This window comes from Mycobacterium timonense (assembly GCF_025821985.1).
In the GTDB taxonomy this organism is placed as follows: Bacteria; Actinomycetota; Actinomycetes; order Mycobacteriales; family Mycobacteriaceae; genus Mycobacterium; species Mycobacterium avium.
Window position 1 is genome coordinate 1 of sequence record NZ_JACKSY010000097.1, and the last position, 18,578, is coordinate 18,578.

The 18,578-nt window shown below is 64.3% G+C and carries 16 protein-coding genes and 4 pseudogenes; 7 read left to right on the forward strand and 13 right to left on the reverse strand.

The window, feature by feature from the left end; genetic code table 11:
• Entirely contained in the window at window positions 1–1,086 is a 1,086-nt protein-coding gene (locus tag H7I87_RS20645) for an IS630 family transposase (RefSeq protein WP_264002861.1), read from the reverse strand.
• A 144-nt stretch (window positions 1,087–1,230) separates the two neighbouring features.
• A pseudogene (locus H7I87_RS20650) lies at window positions 1,231–2,273 on the reverse strand (hypothetical protein).
• 227 nt (window positions 2,274–2,500) lie between these two features.
• Between H7I87_RS20650 and H7I87_RS20655 the strand changes: the two are divergent.
• A complete protein-coding gene (locus H7I87_RS20655; RefSeq protein ID WP_224111051.1) occupies window positions 2,501–3,481 on the forward strand; it encodes an epoxyqueuosine reductase in 981 nt (326 codons plus the stop codon).
• On the opposite strand, the pseudogene H7I87_RS20660 reads toward H7I87_RS20655, so the two are convergent.
• Window positions 3,453–3,809, reverse strand: a pseudogene (locus H7I87_RS20660) (MmpS family transport accessory protein); the annotation flags it as partial. The gene H7I87_RS20655 and the pseudogene H7I87_RS20660 sit on opposite strands and share 29 nt — an antisense overlap.
• Before the next feature lie 60 nt (window positions 3,810–3,869).
• Window positions 3,870–4,979 (reverse strand): annotated as a pseudogene (locus H7I87_RS20665) (IS256 family transposase); the annotation flags it as partial.
• Window positions 4,980–5,034: 55 nt separating this feature from the next.
• Here H7I87_RS20665 and H7I87_RS20670 point away from each other — a divergent pair.
• Together H7I87_RS20670 and H7I87_RS29330 are read left to right on the forward strand one after the other, a co-directional pair.
• A pseudogene (locus H7I87_RS20670) lies at window positions 5,035–6,002 on the forward strand (IS3 family transposase); the annotation flags it as partial.
• A gap of 40 nt (window positions 6,003–6,042) precedes the next feature.
• Complete coding sequence (locus tag H7I87_RS29330; protein WP_443677351.1) at window positions 6,043–6,378, forward strand: hypothetical protein; 336 nt, start codon at window positions 6,043–6,045, stop codon at window positions 6,376–6,378.
• A gap of 15 nt (window positions 6,379–6,393) precedes the next feature.
• Here the strand turns inward: H7I87_RS29330 and H7I87_RS20680 are convergent, their stop codons facing one another.
• The 3 genes from H7I87_RS20680 to H7I87_RS20690 all read right to left on the reverse strand — a co-directional run bounded on the left by H7I87_RS20680 (window position 6,394) and on the right by H7I87_RS20690 (window position 8,995).
• A complete protein-coding gene (locus H7I87_RS20680; protein ID WP_224111052.1) occupies window positions 6,394–6,543 on the reverse strand; it encodes an MmpS family transport accessory protein in 150 nt (49 codons plus the stop codon).
• Between the two features lie 441 nt (window positions 6,544–6,984).
• Window positions 6,985–7,311: a DUF732 domain-containing protein gene (locus tag H7I87_RS20685; RefSeq protein WP_224111056.1), complete on the reverse strand. Its 327-nt coding sequence runs from the start codon at window positions 7,309–7,311 to the stop codon at window positions 6,985–6,987.
• A 202-nt stretch (window positions 7,312–7,513) separates the two neighbouring features.
• Window positions 7,514–8,995, reverse strand: coding sequence for a class I adenylate-forming enzyme family protein (locus H7I87_RS20690; RefSeq protein WP_023860740.1), 1,482 nt, complete (start codon window positions 8,993–8,995; stop codon window positions 7,514–7,516).
• A gap of 119 nt (window positions 8,996–9,114) precedes the next feature.
• Here H7I87_RS20690 and H7I87_RS20695 point away from each other — a divergent pair, with 119 nt between their 5' ends.
• The 4 genes from H7I87_RS20695 (at window position 9,115) to H7I87_RS20710 (ending at window position 12,729) form a co-directional block, all read left to right on the forward strand.
• Complete coding sequence (locus tag H7I87_RS20695; protein ID WP_033725017.1) at window positions 9,115–9,936, forward strand: SDR family NAD(P)-dependent oxidoreductase; 822 nt, start codon at window positions 9,115–9,117, stop codon at window positions 9,934–9,936.
• A complete protein-coding gene (locus tag H7I87_RS20700) occupies window positions 9,933–11,075 on the forward strand; it encodes an acyl-CoA dehydrogenase family protein (RefSeq protein WP_023860738.1) in 1,143 nt (380 codons plus the stop codon). The genes H7I87_RS20695 and H7I87_RS20700 overlap by 4 nt, the downstream gene beginning before the upstream one ends.
• Entirely contained in the window at window positions 11,072–11,542 is a 471-nt protein-coding gene (locus H7I87_RS20705; RefSeq protein ID WP_023860737.1) for a Zn-ribbon domain-containing OB-fold protein, read from the forward strand. The genes H7I87_RS20700 and H7I87_RS20705 overlap by 4 nt, the downstream gene beginning before the upstream one ends.
• A 68-nt stretch (window positions 11,543–11,610) precedes the next feature.
• A complete protein-coding gene (locus H7I87_RS20710) occupies window positions 11,611–12,729 on the forward strand; it encodes a phosphotransferase (protein ID WP_023860736.1) in 1,119 nt (372 codons plus the stop codon).
• A gap of 87 nt (window positions 12,730–12,816) precedes the next feature.
• Here H7I87_RS20710 and H7I87_RS20715 read toward each other — a convergent pair whose 3' ends face one another.
• The 6 genes from H7I87_RS20715 to H7I87_RS20740 are packed head-to-tail and all read right to left on the reverse strand — an operon-like array spanning window position 12,817 to window position 18,534.
• The gene (locus H7I87_RS20715; RefSeq protein ID WP_080708767.1) at window positions 12,817–13,818 is read right to left on the reverse strand and encodes a PEP/pyruvate-binding domain-containing protein; all 1,002 of its coding nucleotides are present in this window, start codon (window positions 13,816–13,818) and stop codon (window positions 12,817–12,819) included.
• 15 nt (window positions 13,819–13,833) lie between these two features.
• The gene (locus tag H7I87_RS20720) at window positions 13,834–14,244 is read right to left on the reverse strand and encodes a Zn-ribbon domain-containing OB-fold protein (protein WP_023860734.1); all 411 of its coding nucleotides are present in this window, start codon (window positions 14,242–14,244) and stop codon (window positions 13,834–13,836) included.
• The gene (locus H7I87_RS20725) at window positions 14,241–15,377 is read right to left on the reverse strand and encodes a thiolase C-terminal domain-containing protein (RefSeq protein ID WP_023864473.1); all 1,137 of its coding nucleotides are present in this window, start codon (window positions 15,375–15,377) and stop codon (window positions 14,241–14,243) included. Before H7I87_RS20725 ends, H7I87_RS20720 begins: the two co-directional genes overlap by 4 nt.
• Window positions 15,378–15,390: 13 nt before the next feature.
• Window positions 15,391–17,541 carry an acyl-CoA dehydrogenase family protein gene (locus H7I87_RS20730; RefSeq protein ID WP_033726929.1) on the reverse strand — a complete coding sequence of 717 codons (2,151 nt, stop codon included), beginning with the start codon at window positions 17,539–17,541 and terminating at the stop codon, window positions 15,391–15,393.
• A gap of 19 nt (window positions 17,542–17,560) precedes the next feature.
• Window positions 17,561–18,169, reverse strand: coding sequence for a nitroreductase family protein (locus H7I87_RS20735; protein ID WP_023864474.1), 609 nt, complete (start codon window positions 18,167–18,169; stop codon window positions 17,561–17,563).
• Window positions 18,169–18,534, reverse strand: coding sequence for a DUF4286 family protein (locus tag H7I87_RS20740; RefSeq protein ID WP_023860730.1), 366 nt, complete (start codon window positions 18,532–18,534; stop codon window positions 18,169–18,171). The genes H7I87_RS20735 and H7I87_RS20740 overlap by 1 nt, the downstream gene beginning before the upstream one ends.
• Between the last annotated feature and the right edge of the window lie 44 nt (window positions 18,535–18,578).

Consider the following 18,578-nt stretch of genomic DNA (forward strand, 5'->3'; position numbering starts at 1 on the left):
CTAGTGTCCTGAGTTATTAATTCGTTTGCAGTAGTTGGCGACGGATTCCAGGATTTGGTCGGCGGTTTTTGTCCAGACGTAGGGCTTAGGGTTGTCGTTCCAGTGCTCGATCCAGGCGCGGATGTCGGTGTTGAGTTGGCGGACTGAGGTATGGGTGCCGCGGCGTAGTTTNTTGGTGGTCAGTTCGGCGAACCAGCGTTCGACGAGGTTGAGCCAGCTTGAGCTGGTCGGGGTGAAGTGCAGAACGAAGCGGGGATGGTTGGTCAGCCAACGTTTTACCGCCGGGGTTTTGTGGGTGGAGGCGTTGTCGAGCACGACGTGGCAGTCCAGATCGGCGGGGACTTCGGCGTCGATCTTCTTCAGGAAAGCCAGGAACTCCTGGGCGCGATGCCGCGAATGCAGAGAGCCGATCACCTTGCCGGTGGCCAGATCCAGCGCGGCATACAGGCTTGAGGTGCCGTGACGGACGTAGTCGTGGNTGGCNCGCGCCGGGGTGCCGGGCAGCATCGGGAACACCGGTGCGGTGCGGTTAAGCGCCTGGATCTGAGTCTTCTCGTCCACGCACAAGACCATGGCCCGCTCCGGCGGGTCCAGATAGAGCCCGACGATGTCGCGGACCTTGGCCACAAACAGCGGATCCTTGGACAGTTTCCACGAATCCTGTTTGTGTGGAGCCAATCCGAACGCCCGCCACACCCGTGAGACCATCGACTGGCTCAGTCCCAGGTGCTGCGCCATCGACCGGGTTGACCAATGTGTGGCACCCGGTGGCGCTGTCTNCAACGTCGCAGTGATCAACGCCTCGATCTGCTCGTCACCCACTACCCGAGGCCGGCCCGGTCGCGGCTCGTCGAGCAGTCCGTCGCACCGCTTAGCGGCGAACCGGTTGCGCCACTTGGAAATCGTGTTCCGATCCAACTCCAGCCGGTCGGCGACCTCGACATTGCTGCCGCCATCAGCACACGCCAGCACGATCCGGGCCCGCAGCGCCAACCCCGCGGCACTATTGCGGCGCCGCACCCAACCCTCTAACTCGGCGCGTTCATCCTCGGTCAACACGATCTTCGCGGCATGCGGGGACGGCATCACCTACAACCCCGCGGCACTATTGCGGCGCCGCACCCAACCCTCTAACTCGGCGCGTTCATCCTCGGTCAACACGATCTTCGCGGCATGCGGGGACGGCATCACCTACAATAACAAGAACCCACGAATTAACGACTCAGGACACTAGGCGGTGTCGGCCAGGCGGGCAGCCAGGCCGAGCTTTTCGACGAGGCTCTGCCAGTCGGCCGCCGAGACCGCATAGGTCGGACGTGGGTGGTGGGAACGTCCGGCGACCACGAGCAACGCTGCTTGAGCCCGTCGAACGCGCGACAGCCGACGGTCAGGGATGGCATGCCGGCGATGTCGATCCGTAGCGCTGGCATGGTCGAAAAGTATTGGCCCACAGCGTCGCTCGCGACATGCCGGGCGGACGGGACGGCATGTCCGGCCGAGAGCCGGTAGGTGGCCGGGGTGGCCGTCACCCGTGCCACCCAGGTCATCGCCATGACGGCGTCGTTGTTCGGGTCGATGACCCGGATACGGTCGGCGTCCAGGTCGATGAACAGTTGCGGTTGCGAGAGCGACCGGATCAGGCGTTGCTGCTTCCGCAGCGCGAACGAACCCATCCGTTGGCTCTCCAACGGGTTGGGGAACAGCAGACACCGAATCGGTTCCCCGGTGGCGGGCCCGCGCGCCGCCGACCAGCCGCCCAGGGCAAGCAATTCGTCGAAGTCGGCCGCGCCGAGCGACGCGTCGACCAGCGGACCGGCGGCGCGGCAAGCGGTGTCCCCGGCCCGATGCGACGGTCTCGACCGCCCAACACGAAGCGGCGTCGGCCGGAGTGCAGATGAAGGGCGGCGCCGTTGTCCACCCACAGGCCCAGCTGCGCGTCAGCCAGTGGATAGACCTCGGGGCGCCGGCGGCCGATGGTGAGCCTGTCGCCGGCGACAGTGAGGAGGTAGGTGCGGCGCGACCGCCCACACAGGTAGCCACCGATCGCCGCGCCCACCACAACCAGCCCGAGCGGCAGGGCGTAGATGGCCGCGGCGCCGATGTGCGGCGTGCGGAGATTGACGATCTTTCACCGCGATGAACACGACGAAGGCGATGAAGACTGCGGTGTAGCCCGCCTGCCAGTACCGAATTCCCTTGATCCACTTGGAGGAGAAGGCGGCAGCGGAGGCGACGAACTGGCGCGACGCCGTCGATTCGTTGTCGATGCTCATATCGATAGCGTCCTTTCGCCGGCCCCCTACCGATCGCAACAATGTAGACCCCCGGGACCGCTGCCGGAGGTGGTATGCGAGTAACCGGCGAACCCGCCGGCAGCGTCAGCGGACAGCAGCTACCCGTCAGCGCCCGCACATCACGGTAATCGTGCTGCGGCATAAGGGTTGTCGCGCGTGCTGGCCTACGTATTGCACGAATCTAAGTACGGTGTACTATACTCAGCGTGGCCGCGCCGATTCCCGCCCGCATGGCCGATCACCCCACGGTGCGCACGGTGCTGGCCCGCGAACGCCAGAGCCCCGGCGTGATCGACGCCGACTGGCTGCGCGGACTATGCCTGGCGGCCGGCGTCGACGACGTGGCCTTCGCCCGCGTCGACAATCCGGACTTGGCATCCGAGCGCGAACACGTCCAGGCCGCGCTCCCCGGCGCCCAAAGCTACATCTCGCTAGTGGTGAAGATGAACCGCGACAACGTTCGCTCGACGGCGCGCAGTGTGGCGAACCAGGAATTCCATCGCAGCGGAGAGAGGAGCAACGAGGCCGCGCACCGGATCACCCGTGTGCTCGAAGACGCCGGCTACCGCGCCTTAAGCCCCTCGGCGAGCTTTCCGATGGAGATGGACAACTTCCCCGGGCGCATCTGGGTGGTGGCGCACAAGCCCGTCGCCGTGGCCGCCGGCCTGGGCGTGATGGGCATTCACCGTAACGTGATCCATCCGAAGTTCGGCAACTTCATCCTGCTGGCCACCATCATCGTCGCCGCGCCTATCACTAGCTACGGTGAGCCACTTGACTATTCGCCGTGCCTGCAGTGCAAGCTGTGCGTGGCCGCATGCCCGGTGGGCGCCATCAAGAAGAACGGCGACTTCGACTTCCTCGCCTGTTCGACGCACAACTACCGCGAGTTCATGGGCGGCTTCACCGACTGGACCACCATCGCCGTGGAGTCGGTATTGAACTCCTTGAACTTCTCGCCGATGTGCATCATCGATTTGAATGCGGGGGCGTCCTTGGGTGTCATCGGAACGGAGTGCTGCGTGGCAACGTCGTCCAGAGAAGGCGAGAGCACACCGAGAGCGACCGCGATGAACAGCCAGCCCAGGGTGATCGGCAGCGACAGGATGCGGATGAGCCGGGGGATTACCGGCAGGCGGGGCCTCAGACGCGGGTTACTCATACGGATTTCACCAAGCAGTAGATGAATGGTTGGTACTCGCTGCTGTTGCGGTCGTCGCGCACCTCGCCATCGACGATGACGCGACACCGCAGGGCATGCACCGTTGTGCTGCCTTGAGCAACTATGTTGGCCGACATCGATGGCAGCGTCGTGACGATGGTGAACGACCACGGCAGTGGGACACCGTCAACGAGGTGCGGCTGACCGTTTTCGTCGCGGTAATTGGCGTCCACCGTCCCGTCTGGGACACCGGTTATCTCGTAGGTGATGTGCTTAGGGTGAAAGGGCTTGGTGTCACCGGCGTTGCCCTCACCACTCCCCGCCCCGCCGTTAACCCCGAATGTGTCCCGAATGGGTCAAGTCCAGGAACGTGGTGTACGAGGTCATCGTGTGATTCTTCGTGGGGTGATGGTTCAGGCAGTCAGTGCCGCGGGGGTGTCCTCCTGTTCTGTCGGCGTTTCGTTGATGCCGCGTGATTTGCTCAAGACGTCGAGGCCGAGGTAGCGCCGGGACTCGGCCCCCTCGTCATGCTGCTCGGCCAGCACGGCTCCGACAAGGCGGATGAGGGCGTTACGGTCGGGGAAGATGCCGACGACGTCGGTACGGCGGCGGATCTCTTTGTTGAGACGCTCCTGGGGGTTGTTCGACCAGATTTGGCGCCAGATCTGCTTGGGAAACGCGGTGAAAGCCAGTAGATCCGGCCGCGCCTCCTCCAAATGCTCGGCGGTCTTGGGGAGCTTCTCGGCGAGTGCGTCGATGATCCGGTCATGTGGGGCAGCAACGGATTCCGCGTCGGATTGGTCGAACACCGAATGCAACAGAGTCTTGACCCACGGCCACGATGCCTTCGGAGTAACGGCCATCAGATTCGTCGTGTAATGCGTGCGGCAGCGCTGCCACGTAGCTCCTGGCAGTGTGGCACCGATCGCGGCCACCAGCCCCGCATGCGCGTCGGAGGTCACCAGCTTCACCCCGGACAGGCCGCGGGCGGTCAGCGACCGCAGGAACGTCAGCCAGCCTGCCCCGTCCTCGGCGGTGGACACGTCGATGCCCAGGATCTCGCGGTAACCATCGGCGTTGACCGCGACGGCGATCAAAGCGTGCACGTTGACCACCCGGCCGGCTTCACGGACCTTGAGTACCAGGGCGTCGGCTGCGACGAACGTGTAGGGGCCAGCATCCAGGGGCCGGGTGCGGAAGGCCTCGACGGCGGTGTCGAGTTCCTTGGCCATGACGCTGACTTGGGACTTCGACAGGCCGGTGATGCCCAGGGTCTCGACGAGGCGGTCCATCCGCCGCATGGACACCCCGAGCAGGTAACAGGTGGCGACCACTGTGGTCAGTGCCCGCTCAGCACGCTTGCGCCGTTCCAACAGCCAGTCCGGGAAGTAACTACCCTGACGCAGCTTTGGGAATCGCAAGACTAATGAGCCTGCGCGAGTGTCGAATTGGCGGTGTCGGTACCCGTGGCGAAAATTGGTGCGTTCGGTGCTGCGCTCACCGTATCCGGCGCCGCACAGTGAGAAGCATCCCGGGATGTCCGGAGACTCCATTTCTTGGAAAAGATGGAGTCATGTCATGTCAGGTGGTGCGTCGAAGAGGTACCCGCCGGAGCTGCGTGAGCGGGCGGTGCGGACGGTCGTCGAGATCAGCGATCAGCACGATTCGGAGTGGGCAGCGATTTGTGAGGTTGCCCGGCTGCTCGGGGTTGGCACGGCCGAGACGGTGCGCCGCTGGGTGCGCCGGGCCCAGATCGATGCCGGTACACGGCCAGGAACGACGACTGAAGAGTCCGCAGAGCTTAAACGCTTGCGGCGGGAAAACGCTGAACTGCGCAGGGCTAACGCGATTTTGAAGACGGCGTCGGCTTTTTTCGCGGTCGAGATCGACCGGCCAACATACTGATCACCCGGTTCATCGCAGAGCATCAGGGCCGCCGTGAGGGTCCTGACGGTCTGCGTTGGGGCGTCGAGTCGATCTGCACCGAGCTCGCCGAGCTGGGTGTACCGATCGCCCCATCGACCTACTACGACCAGCTCAATCATCAGCCGAGCCGTCGTGAGATCCGCGATGATGAGCTCAAAGACCACATCAGGCGGGTGCATGCCGCCAACTACAACGTTTACGGTGCCCGCAAAGTGCGGTTGGCCTTAAATCGTGAGGGCATTGCGGTCGCCCGATGCACCGTGGAGCGGCTGATGGCCGAACTTGGCCTGGCGGGGACCATACGAGGCAAGGTGCGCAAGACGACGATCGCTGATCCGGCCGCGACCCGGCCCGCTGATCTCGTGGGGCGCCGGTTCGGGCCGCCGGCGCCGAACCGATTGTGGGTTGCCGACCTCACCTATGTATCGACGTGGTCTGGGTTTGCCTACGTCGCCTTCGTGACCGACGCTTATGCGCGACGGATCCTGGGCTGGCGGGTCGCGGCGACGATGGCCACCTCGATGGTCCTCGACGCCATCGAGCAGGCCATCTGGACTCGCCAACAAGAAGGGGTGCTGGATTTCAAAGATGTTGTCCACCATACGGATAGGGGATCTCAGGTCGACACGGGGTCAGTTTTCATACGACGCGGACATTGCCATGGCCTACAAGCTCATTGACGCCGCACAAGCCCGCTGGCGTGCCGTCAACGCACCACACCTGGTCGCCCTCGTCCGAGCCGGGGCGGTGTTCCACAAAGGAAAACTGCTCGAACGCCATCAACCGAAACGGAGGTCGCCTGAAACACCCCAATCCACAGGTATTGACAATTCCTCTGTGGATGAACGTGGCAAGCAACTCGCGCAGCACGTCGGGTGGCAGGTGGTGAGTCGTTCGGCCAACACGGCAGGCAGATCGATATTGTGGGCAGTGGTCATCGCGTCGATTCCTTTGCTCGAGAAACTTTGGACGGTCTCTCGAAGAATCACGCGATGACCTTCAATCACTCGGCTACGACACGCCGGTACCGCTCATCAGGTCCGACTCGTACACCACTGTGCTGGACGCAACCCCCCGAATGCGGACAACTGCATACGCACCCAGCGAAATCACAACAACAAGAAGCAGCGGCATCCACGCCCTTCGTAAAGTACGAAACATCCGCTACCTCCTGACTTTCGCGGCGGTCGAGACCACAACCCAAACGGGACAACCGCCCAAGCGCCGCCCACACACCCTAAGGCCTAACTGGAACTCAAGTTCCGCGTGCCGGTCGTCGAGAGCTGTACAGGACGGGCAGACTGTTTTCTCGCCGGAACCTCAGTCGAAGCGGGCGGTAAGGACAGATCCAATTCGTGACCGTGAAGAACGGCCCCGCCGCACTGTGTTCTGCGATCCGTGCCCGCAGACCGCAGCCATGATTGCTTCGCTTCTGTTGATCCACAAGGTGATCGCCGACTGGACCTCCGGCCAAAATCGAATACGTTTGTTCGACTCCGGGTCACTTGCGCCGGTAGCTGCTGACACTGCTTGCGAACGACCGTTGGTCGCCACGTCGAGTCCTGAGACGGTCGGCTTCCGAGTGAGTCCGAGTAGTCCGGCTCAGTAATAGGTATCAGGCGCGGCTGCGCCGCCTGGCGGTTGATAGCCAGCTGCTGAATTCCGCAGCTGCCATATCAGCTCAGGGCAGAGCAAGTTCACCGCATACGAAACCAGGTAATTGGCTGCGAACTCGTCGTTGGGCGTGACGTCACTCTTGACATCGCCCATGACTTGTCCGTAGCCCTGTCCCCGGCCGACTTTGTCACAGATTCCGTGGCCGTAGCCGATCGCGTCATTGTTGGGAAATGCGTAATGCCGCCGCACCACGACGTCATATACGTACTCGACCTCGGGCGCTGGAGCGGCTTGCACCCTCGGTGGTGACATCACCAGGAGCCCGCCGACGGCAACTGCGCCGACGAGGGAAGCGACCAGCCATTTACGATTCATTGCCGGCGTCACCGCAATCGGATGCAACAAAGGTGCCCCTCGGCCACCTGCCGAGCTGACCGGCTTCGCACGCCTACAGGCACGGCTATAGATGTTAAACTATTTAACCGATGAGGTCCAAGTTCCTCTGCATACGGACCTACTCACCATCCTGGCCGCGCGCTTCCCGATAACCCACGGGGACGCGCTTGTGCTGACGCTCCAGATGTGACGCGCGGAGTGCGGCGCGACTGACCTTGCCTGCGCTGTTGAGCGGCAGCTCCGCTACCGCATACCAGTATTGCGGAATTTTGAAGCCCGCGAGCTTGAGGCGGGCGAAGGCACCCAGTTCCTCGGGCCGTGGCGGATGAGCCGAGTTCATTGGAACGATGAACGCAGCCAAGGTTTCTCCGAGTCGTGTCTCCGGCACCCCCACAACGCCGACGGCGGCGACCGCGGGGTGGGCGCTGAGCACATTCTCGACTTCCAGCGGATAAATGTTCTCCCCACCGCGAACCACCATGTCGTGCCGACGACCGCGAAGGTGGAGATAGCCGTCGGCATCTACCACACCCAGATCGCCTGTGTGCAACCATCCATCGGCGTCCTGGACCGAAAGGTGCGCCGCGGCGGCGAACACTTCGCCGACTCCAGCCCGGTCCGGCTCGTCGATCCGCAGACGAAGGCCGGTCACCGGCCGGCCGACGGTGGACAGCACGTCGGGGTCTTTGGCTGCGGCCCACCGATGATCGTCTGGACCCAAGCTGCTGATCGGGCTGCCCTCGGTTTGGCCGTAGAGGCTGACCATCGCGACGTCGGGCACCACTTCAAGAACGCGTCGCAACGTGTCGACGGTGATCGGCGCGGCACCATAGATCAATGTTTTCAGCGGAACTGCGTCGAGAAGCCCCTCGCTGAGCAACATCTCGATCATGGTCGGGACGAGCAGGCAGTGGGTAGCGCCGAACCGCGTCAGGTTGCGCCACCAATCGAAGGAGAATTTGGTGGTGCAGATAACTGCCGCTCCGGCCGTGAGGGCTACCAAGACGTTGCCCAATCCCCCGATGTGATGCAGCGGTGAGCCGGTGGCGTAGCGGTCGTCGGGGCCAATGCCGATCAGGCGACGCAAAAGCGTAGAGCGAGCGTCCAGCACGAGATCGCTGAGCGGAACGCGCTTGGGAACTCCGGTTGTTCCCGCGGTGTGCAGGAAGATCGACGTGGAACCTGGTTCCGGATGCGGCGGACGCCTCGACACCGGCAAGGAAGGTATCGGTATCGCCCGTATCCCAACCGCGTCGGCAACCTGGCGAGCCGTCTCCGCGAACGCGGCCTCGGTGAGCAGGACTGACGATCCGCTCCGACGCACTATCTCAGCCAGCTCCACCGCCGTCATCCGCGGCCCGAGCGGAGCGAGCGGTCTGTTGGCGGCGGCACCGCCTAGCAGGAGTGCAAGCGCACGGGCATTGGTGGTGAGCAAGGCGGGTATCGGTTGGCCTGCCGGAACGTCGAGGTCGACGAGCAGGTCCGCGCCTGCCACGGCTTGTCCGATCAGGTCGCGACCACTGACGGGGCCCGCGTCGCCGATGACAGCGGGACGTTCACTGCTTTGGTGGACGGCGCAAATCCGCTCGAGCCAGGTCATAAGAGCGGCCGAGCCGAACTGGTTGAAAAGGAACTTCGCAAGCGTTCTCCTCGCCGTTTCACTAAAACGATAAATAGTTTACTGTTTACGTGAATTGTCACGAAGGAGGGCACGGCCGGGTGCGGATTATCGTCACGGGTGGAAACAGTGGAGTCGGGAAAGCGACCGCGCACGCGATGGCCTCCGCCGGCCACGAAGTGATCATCGCCTGCCGGACCCTGGCGACGGCGTACGAGGCCGCGGCGTCGATGCCCGGCAATGTCGAGGTGCGCGAGCTGGATCTGGCCGACCTCACCAGCGTGCGCAAGTTCGCCGATACCGTCGACTTCGTCGACGTGCTTGTGAACAACGCCGGCGTGTTGGGCTTACCTCTGACCCGAACAGCCGACGGTTTCGAGGCTCACATGGGCACCAACCACCTCGGCCACTTCGCCTTGACCTGCCTGCTCGGCGACCGGATCCGCGACCGTGTCGTCGCGGTGGCCAGTACCAACTACCTCACTGCCCGCATGCACTTCGACGACCTCAACTATCACCACCGCCGCTACAACCCGTGGTCGGCCTACGGAGAATCCAAACTGGCGAACCTGCTGTTCGTGCGGGAATTGGTCGCCCGCGGCAAGACCGCCTATGCCTCCGATCCCGGCATGACCGATACCGGGATCACCCGTAATGGTTCGGGCGTAATGCAGTGGGCGGGCCGAGTGCTCTCGCCGCGCATCGCGCAGAGTCCGGCCGACGGCGCCCGCTCGACCATTCAGGCGATCACCACGAACCTGCCCAACGGCACCTACATCGCGCCGCGCGGTCTCATGCACCAGTGGGGCACACCGAAGCCGACCAAGCTCAGAGCCAAGGCGCGCGACCCGGAGAGCGCGCGGCGACTCTGGGAGATCTCTGCGTCGCTCACCGGTTGCGAGTGGCAGGACAGCCGTCCATGACTGTCGAGCGCCTACTGCCGACGCCCGAGACACGCGAACTGGTCCGCCTCGCGGCCGATGTCGCCGACAAGGTGCTCGATCCGATCGTCGACGCGCACGAGAAGAACGAGACCTATCCCGAAGGAGTCTTCGCGACGCTGGGTGAGACCGGTCTGCTGACACTGCCGCATCCGCAGGAATGGGGCGGTGGCGGACAGCCGTACGAGGTCTACCTGCAGGTTCTCGAGGAATTGGCCGCTCGGTGGGCGGCGGTCGCGGTAGCTGTCAGCGTCCACGTACTGGCTTGCCATCCGTTGATCGCGTTCGGCACCGACGAGCAACAACAGCAGTGGCTGCCGACCATGCTGAGTGGCCACACGATCGGTGCCTACAGCTTGTCCGAGCCGCAGGCCGGTTCCGATGCCGCCGCGCTGACCTGTAAGGCCGCCGCAGTCGACGGGGGTTACCGCGTCAACGGCGCGAAGGCGTGGATCACCCACGGCGGCATAGCAGACTTCTACAGCCTCTTCGCCCGCACGGGTGAAGGTAGCCAAGGCATTTCCTGCTTCTTGGTCGACAAGGACACCGACGGGCTGACATTCGGCAAACCCGAGGAGAAGATGGGCTTGCATGCCATCCCGACCACCACAGCGCACTACGACAACGCTTTTGTGTCTGCCCAACGCCGGATCGGCGCCGAGGGGCAGGGACTCCAGATCGCCTTCAGCGCACTGGATTCCGGACGCCTGGGCATTGCCGCGGTAGCCGTCGGGCTGGCGCAGGCGGCACTCGACGAGGCGGTTTCCTATGCCCATCAACGGACGACTTTCGGCCGCAGGATCATCGACCATCAAGGCCTGGCGTTCCTGCTGGCCGACATGGCCGCCGCCGTCGACTCTGCGCGTGCCACATACCTGGACGCGGCGCGCCGACGCGATGCCGGCCTGCCGTACTCGCGCAACGCCTCCGTGGCAAAGCTCGTCGCCACCGACGCCGCGATGAAGGTCACCACCGACGCCGTCCAGGTGTTCGGCGGCTATGGCTACACCCGGGATTATCGCGTCGAGCGCTACATGCGCGAAGCAAAGATCACCCAGATTTTCGAAGGCACAAACCAGATCCAGCGGCTGGTCATCGGTCGATCGTTGGTCGGATCATGACTTCTCGCCTGGGTTCAGCGGACAGCAGCTACCAACGTCCCCAGTTGCGCCTGGCGCCCAGCCCTACCGCCGAGTCGCGAGCATTCTGGACCGGCGGCCGCAACGGCGAGTTATTGATCACCCGCTGCCACGGCTGCGGCCACTTCTTCCACCCACCGGGGCCGGCCTGCTGGCGTTGCCGCAGCACCGACGTTGCACCGGAAGCCGTCTCCGGTCGAGCCGTTGTCGCGGCCTATACGGTCAACCGCCAGAACTGGATTCCGGGTTTCGAACCGCCCTACATCGTGGCGATGGTCGAGCTTGTCGAGGATTCCGACGTTCGCCTGATCACCAACGTGGTCGACATCGGCCCGGACGAGATCGGCGTCGGTATGCCGGTGGAGGTTTTCTTCGAGGACTGGACCGCGCTGTCGGGCGAGGAGGACAGCCGGGTGTGGTTGCCGCTATTCCGTCCCGTCAAAAGCTGATCACGCCAGTGGGCCGGCCGTGCTGCTAATGTGACAGTCAACTGTCAAACCGTCGAAGAGGACGTGAAATGACCAGCCAAGCAATGCCCGTCACGCTGCGCTCGCCCGCGGACCTGACTCCGGCCCTCCTGACCTCGCTGCTGCGTCGGCACCGGCCAGCGGTGACGGTCACCGACGTGCGCGTCCGGAGCACCTGGCAGGGGACCACGTCACACATCCACATCGACGTGGACTACGCCGACGCCGACACCGACCTACCACCGAAACTTTTCGTCAAGACGCAACTGGGCACGGTGCACGATCTTCCCGCCGCGGTCGACGAGTCCCTATCGGAGGGTGGCGGCGGGACGGTTCTACTGGACGACGAGACGACGTTCTATCGCAATCTTCGTGAAGACCTCGACGTCGAGACCATGACGACCTACTTCGCCGAACACCTCGACGGCCCGTCACAGTTCCTGGTGATCGGCGAAGACATCACATTGCGCGGAGCGCAGGTGCCCGACGCGGTAGCCGGTCTGACTGTCGAGCAGGTCGATGAACTATTGGCGACGCTGAGCCGCGTGCATGCCCCTTTCTGGGCGAATCCGAGGCTCGACGCGCGCGGCGACCTGACGTGGCTGCAGCATCCCGTCACGGGGGGGTTCGCAGAATTCTTGCGCACCAACGGTTTCGCGATCATACGTGCGTTCATCGACATTCCCTATAAGCGAGAGCTTCTCGATGCGACCGGCGCGGACATGGACACCATGGAGGCGGCGTTCTGGACCCTGCAGGACCGAGTGGCTCGCGAACCGATCACGCTGTTGCACGGAGACCCGCACCCGCGCAATACCTACGTTCTACCCGACGGCCGGGTGGGGCTACTGGACTGGCAGTTGGTGCGGCGGGGCTCTTGGTCCCACGACGTCGGATACGCGTTGATCGGCGCGCTACCGCCGGCGTTGCGTCGCGAGCACGAGCGTGAACTGCTCGATAAGTACCGCGGGCGATTGCTCGACGCCGGTGTCTCATCCCTGCCGGACCGCGAACAGATCTGGACCGCCTATCGGCAGAGCCCGGCGTGGGGATTTTGCATGTGGGCCATTACGCCCGATCAGATGTATTCCGTCGAGATCGTGCGTGCTGTGCTCGGCCGCTTCGCCGAGGCGTATGCAGACCTCGGCACCGGCAAGTTGTTGAGCTGAGCAACAACATCGTTGCCGAGATGTCAGTGAGCGGGAAGGTCGGCGCGTACGTGCGACATGCGGCTCTGGCTATCCTTCCAGCCCGGCCTATCGGTTGTTCCAGACGGTCTCCGGTCTAGCCTGCAGCAGATGAACCTCGCCGTCGGCATCCACCGCCCACTCCACGTCCATGGCGTACCCGGCGTTCTGCTCGATTTGTAGGGCGAGTCGCGCAACCCGGAGCAGCGTATCGTCATCGAGGCTGGGGGCATCTCCCTCGCCGGGGGCGAGATCGACAATCCGGACAGCCCCGGACTCGTACCGATGCGCGCGAGTCTGGCGCGCAATCGCCCGCTTGCGCACGCTCAACGAGGACTTGTCGACCCAGGCGCTGTCGCTTTCCACATCGCCCCTGACCACTCCTTCACCCAGGCCAAGGGCTGACGCGATATAAATCTGGGTACGGTCTCCCGTCACCGGCTCCAACGTCATCGTCACCCCCGCTGCGACCGCCGGCACCATTTGCTGAACAACCACCGCCATCGCGACATCATCGGAGGCCACGTTGAACCGCCGCCGATACCCGATCGCCCGCGGTGTATACAGACTTGCCCAACAGCGGACAACGGCATCAAGCAGCGCGGGTGCACCCTCGATCCACAAATAGGTGTCTTGCTGACCGGCAAACGACGCCGCGGCCGTGTCCTCGGCGATCGCGCTCGACCGTACAGCCACCGGTCCGCCACCGATCTGGGCGTACGACTCCACAATCTGGTCAGCGAGGGTCTCCGGCAGGGCGACTTGATCGAACAGCGCGGTGATTGCCGCTGACCGGTCCCGGTCGGTACCCGTTGTCGCCAGTAGTTCGGCGATGCGTGGCGCCACTCCTGCGGCGGCAACGGCCTCGCGGTAGGCGCTCACGGTGATTACGAATCCTGGGGGAACCGAAAGGCCTTGCTGGGCCAGCGCGCCGAGGCCTGTAGCCTTGCCGCCGACCTCGTGTCCTATCTGCTGAGTACACCGGTGCAGCGGGACAACATGCGTCGCCGCGTTTTCCGTCCGGGGCGTACCTTCCGCCACCCCCGGGCCGTTAGCCGAGCCAGTCGTCATAGTGGTCGCCGGCCTCTATTTGATGACGAATTCGGGTATGCGATAACCGCTGTCACCTAGGTCGACGATGCGCATCTGCACCGGCTGCCCGATCCGGACATCGGCTGGATCCGCATCGATGACCGCGTTGATCCGCAGGCCCGGCTGCTCCACCAGTTCGATGAGCCCGACGACGTAAGGGGGCACACGGCCGGGAACGAGCGCCTGGCGGACCACAATGTAGCTGAAGATCGTGCCGTCGCCGCTGACTTCCTCGAAGTGTACCGGGCCACCGGTGAAGCGGCTGCGCTCCAACGGCGGGTGGATCCACTTGCCGGTGTCGTCACAGCGGCACAGCATCAACTTGCCGGCCTTCAAACCCTCCCAGTACGGTGCCGTATCGGGGTCAGGTACTGGAATCGGTGCCGCCAGCGCAGGATTCGTCACGGGTGCTCCCTGCTGTAGATGTTCGCTCCGCCGAAAGGCCCGCCGCCCGCGGTCACCAAGGCAAGTTGGGCGCCATCGACCTGCCGCACGCCGGCTGCGTGCCGCAATTGGAGTGCTGCCTCGTAGTGGTGGTTGAGGCCGTGGATATAGCCTTCGGACAACAGCCCACCGTGCGGGTTAACCACCACGTCCCCCCCGTAGGTGGCGCGCCCGGTCGAAAAGAACTTGCCCACTTCGCCTTTTTCGCAGAAGCCGAATCCCTCCATGGTCGCCATCACTGTGTAGGTGAAGCAGTCATACATGCAGGCTACATCGATGTCGCCGGGGCGCAGGCCCGTCTGCTCCCAGATTTTCGGACCGGCCGTGCGCGAGTACATCTCGGTGGGGTCGTCCCAGTCGCTCCAGCCCGAACCGCCCTGCGAGTTCGACGATCCGACGAGCCACATCGGTGGCTGCTTGCTATCACGGGCCATGTCCTCGCCGACGATCAGCACCGCTACCGCGCCATCGACCTCCGACGTGCAGTCCAGTACCCGGAACGGCTCGTTGATCCAGCGTGCCGCGAGATAGTCATCCATGGTCAACGGTTCGCGTCGCAAAGCGTGCTCGTTGGGCCCCGCATGGTTGCGCTGGGTGATCGCGATATGCGCCAGATCCTCGCTGGTAGAGCCGTACTCATGCTGATGGCGACGGGCCCACATGGCGAACCACTGCGGCGGCACCATGAACCCGGACGCCGTGTCGAACTGGTCATGGTGCTGCACCTGCATCGGTCCCTCGACATGGCCGAATCGGTAACCCGAGCGGCCGTTGAGCGACCGGTACACCAGCACCGCCTTGCACATACCGGCCTCGATAACCGCCGCTGCCGTGGCGATTTGGTCAGCTACCAGATTGCCTCCGCCGTACATGGCGTTGGCCCAGGCCAATTCGTCGATGCCCAGCGCCCACCCAACATAGATCGGCTGCTCGGAGTCGTTGGCCATGTAAGTGCAGATACCGTCGATGTCGGTCGGCTCCAGTCCGGCATCGGCGATGGCGTCGCGGCAGGCGGCCACGGCCATGCCGCGGGTCGTGCGGCCGGACTTGCGGGAATACTCGGTACGGCCGATCCCGACGACGGCACAGGTCATCTGGCTCTCCAATCTACTTAGGTGCCGGATCGCGCGGCAGGCCAAGGATGCGCTCGGCGATCAGGTTTCTGACGATCTCCGAGGTGCCGCCCGCGATCGTCAGGCACCGGCTGAACAGATAGTCGTGCACAACGTCGGGTTCCCCGCCGGCCAGGATGGCCCGGCTGGCGAGCCGGAGTCCCAACTCGGCCACGCGTTGGGCGTGCTCTGCCCCGAACAGCTTGGCGATGTTGCCCTCGATTCCGGGGCCGCCGGCGAAGACCGCCCGCGCCGCCTGCCGCAGATTCAGCGTGGCCAGGGTGTACGACTCGATCAGCAGGGCGCCGACGTCGCGGGCCGCACCAGTATCGTCTGGCCGGTGCCGGGCCAGCAGATCGATCAAAGCGTCGGCGGTCATGGTGACCGAGCCACCGCCGATGGACACCCGCTCATTACCGAAGGCCGCCATCGCCACGCTCCAGCCTTCGTTCACACCACCCACCACGTTGTCATCGGACACGAAGACGTCGTCGAAGAAGACCTCGTTGAACAGCGTCTCACCGGTGATCTCGGTGAGCGGGCGAATCCGCACCGCCGGGTCGGCGAGGTCGATGATCATCGCCGTAATGCCTTTGTGCTTGCGCGCATTCGGATCGGTGCGCACGGTGGCCAGCCCGCGCTGGCAATTCACAGCATCGCTGGTCCACACTTTCTGTCCGGTGAGGACCCAGCCGTCGTCGACTCGTCTGGCCTTGGTGGCTACCGCCGCCGCGTCCGAGCCGGCGCCGGGCTCGCTGAACAGCTGGCACCATCGCAGTTCGCCCTCGAGGCTCGGCCAGATCAATCGATCGATCTGTTCGGGGCTGCCGTGCTGCAGCAGGGTGGGCACCACCCACTCGCCGAGTCCGAGGCTAGGTTTGTCCAAACCCTGCAGTGTGTCCTCGATGATCAACTGCTCGACGCTGTTCGCACCCCGTCCGTACGGCGCGGGCCAGTGTGGTTGCAGGTAACCGCTGCGCGCCCAGAGTCGTTGGCGGTCGTCGGGGTCGGCGGCCTCGAGTTCGGAGCGGAAATCCAGTGCGGCCTGTCGATACTGCTCGGCACCCTCGGGCAGGTCTACCGATCGGCGACGGCGGATGCCCTTGCGTTGCATAGCAATCACGGTGTCCCGCAGCACATCCTGATCACCGGCGAACGCGTGTAGCACAGTGGCGCGCCTGATGTAGAGGTGCGCGTCGTGCTCCCAGGTATAGCCGATGCCGCCGTGCACCTGCACGTTCTGCAGCGCCACCCGCTGGTAGGCGCTCAGCGCATGCCCGGCAGCCATCGCCGCGGCCAGCTCAGCCTCCGCGCCAACGGCACGCGCGGCGTCCCAGGTCGCCGCGACGGCCAGCTCGGTATCGACGAGCATGTTCGCGCAGTGGTGTTTGATCGCCTGAAAAGAGCCGATAGGCCTGCCAAACTGTTCGCGACTCGCGGCGTACGCCGTCGCCATCTCGGTGCATGCGCCCAGCCCGCCCACGGCTTCGGCCGCGGCCAGCAGCCGAAGAATGCGCACCGCTGCCCCAGCGGCGCCCGGGAAGACCTCGGCGACCTGCACGGAGCTCAGGCTGACCACGACCACCGGGGCGAGTAACCGGTCCACCGAGTCATTGCAACGTGTAGTGACACCGTCACCAGCCTGCACAAGGACGAGGTCGTCGCCCGCGGGCAGCAGGAACAGGTCTGCTTCCGCCTCGGCCAGTGCCGGCGTGCCCGTGGCTGAGGCCTTCGAATCATGAAGGACGACATCGCCATTGGTCCCTATACCCGCGACCACGTCACCAGATACCAGCCGCGGTAACCACCGTTCCCGCTGCTCGTCGGTTCCCACCTCGGCGATCACCGCGGACACCGTGACGGTGGGCAGGAACGGCCCGGCCACCGCGGCGCGTCCCAGCTGCTCCAACACGATCGTCAGTTCAGGAAGTCCGTAACCCTGACCGGCGAAACGTTCGTCGATGTGCAGGCCGAGCCACCCGGTGGAGACCATCTCTTTCCAGAGTCCGTCGGTAGACCACCAGCGACCGCTCTTTTCACGGTCGAGCAGGATCCGTCGGGCACCCGCGGTGCCCGCACGCCCGGTCACCATCGCGCGCGCCACATCGGCGAGCGCGCGATGATCCTCGGTTATCGCTAAAGGCATTGGCACCTCTCCGTTGTGTTCACCACGAATTACCAAACCGCTCGCGGTGGGCCACCGATGTCGCCGGGCGGCGGCGGGGTGGCGAGAGCTTGCGTGCGGGTAGGCCCACATAGACGGCCGCCATCGGGATCAGGTTCTGCGGCAGCTGCAGCAGTTCGCAGACGCGGTCGACACCGAAAGTGGTCAGGCCGGTGGTCAGGCATGAGCCATACCCGAGGTCGGCAGCGGCCAGCAGCATGTTTTGCACGGCCGGGTAGATCGACGACGGTGCGTAGATCTCGGGCACACGGTCGGTGTCGGCGCATACCACGATCACGACCGGCGCCGCAGCAAACCCCCCTTTGCTGAAACCGAATTCCAGGTCGGCGACCAGCACCTTGTCCTCGATGTTCTGCTTGACGAAGTCACCGCCACCTGCGTTCCAGGTCTCGGTCCACCAATCCGCTAGTAGCGCACGGTTGCTCTCGTCGCGGACCACGATGAAGGTCCAAGGCTGGGTATTCTCCGCGCTCGGCGCGTGCACCGCAGCCGCCAGCATCTGCTCCACGTCGGCGTCGGGTACCTTGCCGTCCGGATCGAAGCGCCGACATGCGCGCTGGGCGTGGATGACGGCGAGCAGCTCCCCCACTAGCGCTCCGCCAGCACGCGTTCGCCGCGCGGGGACCATCCGGTGAGAGACACGGTGGTCAGATCCAGCCACTCCCCCAATGACAGCCCGCCGGCCATAACACGTTTCAGAAACTCCGCCATCACGATCTCGGGTTCGTTGTCCAGCTCGTAGATCACCATGTAGCGGTGCGTCGGAGGCGGCAGCTGAGCGGGCAGCTCCGGGTCATCGGGCACCTTCAGTTCGCTGATGTCGTATCGCTGTGCCGCAACGACGCCAGGAACATCGAGAACCTCGGGCACATGCTGGGTGTCATACCACTTGTTGAAGGCGTCATCTTCCCCGTCGATCGGGTTGGTAAGAACTATGAACAGGTTCGAAGCCACGCCACACGCCTTTCTGGACGTTTCGGGTCTGTCGCCACATTATG

Excerpts from the sequence above, each read along its gene's own strand:
- H7I87_RS20680 (WP_224111052.1), bottom strand. The coding sequence starts at position 6,543 with ATGTTTCGTACTTTACGAAGGGCGTGGATGCCGCTGCTTCTTGTTGTT.
- H7I87_RS20710 (WP_023860736.1), top strand. The coding sequence starts at position 11,611 with ATGACCAGCCAAGCAATGCCCGTCACGCTGCGCTCGCCCGCGGACCTG.
- H7I87_RS20700 (WP_023860738.1), top strand. The coding sequence starts at position 9,933 with ATGACTGTCGAGCGCCTACTGCCGACGCCCGAGACACGCGAACTGGTC.
- H7I87_RS20705 (WP_023860737.1), top strand. The coding sequence starts at position 11,072 with ATGACTTCTCGCCTGGGTTCAGCGGACAGCAGCTACCAACGTCCCCAG.
- H7I87_RS20685 (WP_224111056.1), bottom strand. The coding sequence starts at position 7,311 with ATGTCACCACCGAGGGTGCAAGCCGCTCCAGCGCCCGAGGTCGAGTAC.
- H7I87_RS20725 (WP_023864473.1), bottom strand. The coding sequence starts at position 15,377 with ATGACCTGTGCCGTCGTCGGGATCGGCCGTACCGAGTATTCCCGCAAG.
- H7I87_RS20730 (WP_033726929.1), bottom strand. The coding sequence starts at position 17,541 with ATGCCTTTAGCGATAACCGAGGATCATCGCGCGCTCGCCGATGTGGCG.
- H7I87_RS29330 (WP_443677351.1), top strand. The coding sequence starts at position 6,043 with ATGGCCTACAAGCTCATTGACGCCGCACAAGCCCGCTGGCGTGCCGTC.
- H7I87_RS20690 (WP_023860740.1), bottom strand. The coding sequence starts at position 8,995 with ATGACCTGGCTCGAGCGGATTTGCGCCGTCCACCAAAGCAGTGAACGT.
- H7I87_RS20715 (WP_080708767.1), bottom strand. The coding sequence starts at position 13,818 with ATGACGACTGGCTCGGCTAACGGCCCGGGGGTGGCGGAAGGTACGCCC.